General features: G+C 75.3%; 3 protein-coding genes. 2 read left to right on the top strand and 1 reads right to left on the bottom strand.

The features are described 5' to 3' along the window. Both CCN44_RS34710 and CCN44_RS34705 read left to right on the top strand, forming a co-directional pair. The coding region (locus tag CCN44_RS34710; RefSeq protein ID WP_208639899.1) for a cytosine permease at positions 1-1019 on the top strand (1019 nt) is incomplete at its 5' end. Between the two features lie 78 nt (positions 1020-1097). Beyond that, positions 1098-2267, top strand: a complete 1170-nt coding sequence (locus CCN44_RS34705; protein WP_086702435.1) for a lactate 2-monooxygenase — start codon at positions 1098-1100, stop codon at positions 2265-2267. A gap of 31 nt (positions 2268-2298) precedes the next feature. Here the strand turns inward: CCN44_RS34705 and CCN44_RS34700 are convergent. Beyond that, on the bottom strand, positions 2299-2963 hold a 665-nt coding region (locus tag CCN44_RS34700; RefSeq protein ID WP_143650179.1), incomplete at its 5' end, for an RICIN domain-containing protein.

The raw sequence follows: 2963 nt of genomic DNA, 5'->3' as shown, positions 1-2963 counted from the left end.
TGCTCGGCGCGGTCGCCTTCGCGGGTGACTTCGACCCGTCGTACGCCGGGGTGTTCACGGACTCGGCGGACGCGGCGACGCGGTCGATGTTCTGGCCCTCCTTCATCGGCGCGACGCTGATCGTGCTGTCCAACCCGGTGTCGTTCGGCGCCTTCCTCGGCGACTGGTCGCGCTACATCCCGGCGTCCACCCCGCGCCGCCGGGTGGTCGGGGCCGCGTTCCTGTCCCAGCTCGCGACGCTGCTGCCGTTCGTGTTCGGCCTGGCCACGGCGAGCATCGTGGCGACGAAGGCACCGGCGTACGTCGACCCGGCCGCGCCGGACTTCGTGGGCGGGCTGCTGGCGATCTCGCCGAGCTGGTTCTTCCTGCCGGTGTGCCTGCTGGCGCTGATCGGCGGCATGTCCACCGGCACGACCTCGCTGTACGGCACCGGCCTGGACTTCTCCTCGGTGTTCCCGAGGCTGTCGCGGGTCCGGGCGACGCTGCTGGTCGGCGCGTTGTCGATCGTGTTCATCTTCGTCGGCCGGTTCGGCCTGGACCTGGTCCGGTCGATCTCCACCTTCGCCACGGTGATCATCACCTGCACCACGCCCTGGATGGTGGTGATGATGCTGGGCTTCTGGACCCGGCGCGGCTGGTACGACCCGGAGGCCCTCCAGGTCTTCAATCGCCGTCAGCGCGGCGGGCGTTACTGGTTCGCGCACGGCTGGAACTGGCGCGGCATGACCGCCTGGTGGGTGGCCGCGCTGACCGGCGTGCTGTTCACGAACATCCCGGGCCAGTTCGTGGGCCCGCTCGGCGACCTGGCGCACGGCGTCGACATCGGCCTGCCGCTCTCGCTGGCCGTGGCCGCGGTGCTCTTCCTGGCGCTGCTGCGGCTGTTCCCCGAGCCCCGTGCCGCGTACGGCCCGGCGGGTGCCCGGCTGGCCCGTACGGTCGAGGTCCCGGTGCCGCCGATCACCGGTCCGGGAGCCGCTTCCGGCACCGGCGCCCCCGTGCCGGCGGCGGACGCGCGCTGACCCGCACCCCTGCCCCGGCCGACTTACCGGTCGGTATGGTCGGGTGCGCACGCGGCCGACGGCGCTCGGGAGGGACGAATGGCACAGCACTGGGCGGACTTCCAGTACGAGATCTATCTGAACGGGACGACCGGGGCGGTGCCCCGGCTCCCCACCGATCCGAGCCGGCTGGAGGAGCTGGCCGAACACCGGCTCGGTCCGGGCCCGGTGGGCTATGTGGCGGGCAGCGCGGGCGACGGCAGCACGGCCCGCGCCAACCGGGCGGCGCTCGACCGGCACCGGATCGTGCCGCGCATGCTGCGGGACGTGCACGCCCGCGACCTGACGACCGAGCTGCTCGGGCGGACCCTGCCGGCTCCGCTCGCCCTGGCGCCCGTCGGCGTGCTGTCGATCATGCACCCGGACGCCGAGTCCGCCGCCGCCCGGGCCGCCGCCGCGCGGGGTGTGCCGTACATCCTGTCGTCGGCGTCGAGCACCCCGCTGGAGCAGGTGGCGGAGGCGATGGGGGACGCCGAGCGGTGGTTCCAACTGTACTGGGGCAAGGACCGTGAGGTGACCCGGAGTTTCCTGGGCCGGGCGCAGGCGTCGGGTTACTCGGTGCTCGTGGTCACCCTGGACACCCCGCTGCTGGCGTGGCGGCCCCGCGACCTGGACCAGGCGTACCTGCCGTTCCTGCATGGCGTGGGCACCGCCAACTACGTCACCGACCCCGCGTTCCGGGCGGGCCTCGCCAAGCCGGTGCACGAGGACCCGAACGCTGCCGTCATGCACTTCCTCGGCCTGTTCGGGGACGCCGGCCACACCTGGCCGGACCTCGCGTTCCTGCGCGAGCACTGGGACGGCCCGATCGTCCTCAAGGGCGTGCTGCACCCGGACGACGCGCGGCTCGCCGCCGACGCGGGCGTGGACGGCGTGGTCGTCTCCAACCACGGCGGCCGGCAGGTGGCCGGTTCGATCGCCGCGGCCGACGCCCTCCCCGGGGTCGCGGACGCGGTCGGCGACCGGCTGACCGTGCTGTTCGACAGCGGGGTGCGCACCGGCGCCGACGTGTTCAAGGCCCTCGCCCTCGGCGCGCGGGCGGTCCTCCTGGGCCGCCCCTACGTCTACGGCCTCGGCCTGGACGGCGAGGCCGGCGTGGACCACGTCATCCGCTGCGTCCTGGCGGAGTTCGACCTCACCCTGGCCCTGTCGGGACACGCCCGCCCGGACACGGTGACGCGAGCGGACCTGGCCGAGACCGCGCCGTGAAACCGGCGGGACCGCGGCCCCCCGGGGACCACTACGCCGCGCTCCACCGCTGTCCCGCGCCCCCGTCCCGCACCTTGGTCACGAGGTCGGCACCGGGCCGGGAACCGCCCGCGGCCAGCGCGAGGCTCCGGTCCCACCGCGGCAGCAACTCGCCCTGCGGAGTGAGGTCGTAGCGCACGTCGTCCCCCCGCCCGGAGCCGGCGTCGGCGCACTCGCCGAGGAGCACCACACCGGCGTCGGTGCGCGCGTCCAGGCACAGGCCGGCGGCGGTCGCGCTGCGCAGCAGTCCGTCGGCCTCGTACGTCCACCGCTGCGTGGCCGCGGTGGAGCAGACGGCGAGGACCGCGCTCGCCCCGGGCGCGGGCGTGCCTTGGACGTCCAGGCAGAGACCGGTGGCGTTGCGCAGGCGGCCCGGCCGGCCGGCGGCGGGCAGGTCAGCGGTGGCGGACGGGGACGGTCCGCCGGTGCCGGACGCCGCGCCCGTGGCGGCGACCGGGCCGGTGCCGTCGCCGCCGTCCGGCCACGCGCTGATCGCCAGGACCGCCGCGAGCAGCCCGGCCGAGGCCACACCGAGGCCGGTCAGCAGCGTGCGGGACGACCAGGCGGCGCCGGGCGCGCGGCGCGCGGACACAGCGGCGAGCAACCGGGCCGGCAGCCCTGCCGCCCCCTCCCCGGCCCGGTTGCTCGCCGCTGTGT

The organism is Streptomyces tricolor (genome assembly GCF_002155905.1).
In the GTDB taxonomy this organism is placed as follows: Bacteria; Actinomycetota; Actinomycetes; order Streptomycetales; family Streptomycetaceae; genus Streptomyces; species Streptomyces tricolor.
This window is presented reverse-complemented; position numbering and strand designations above follow the sequence as displayed.

Coding starts and splice junctions, on each gene's coding strand:
- CCN44_RS34705 (WP_086702435.1), top strand. CDS start 1,098: ATGGCACAGCACTGGGCGGACTTCCAGTACGAGATCTATCTGAACGGG.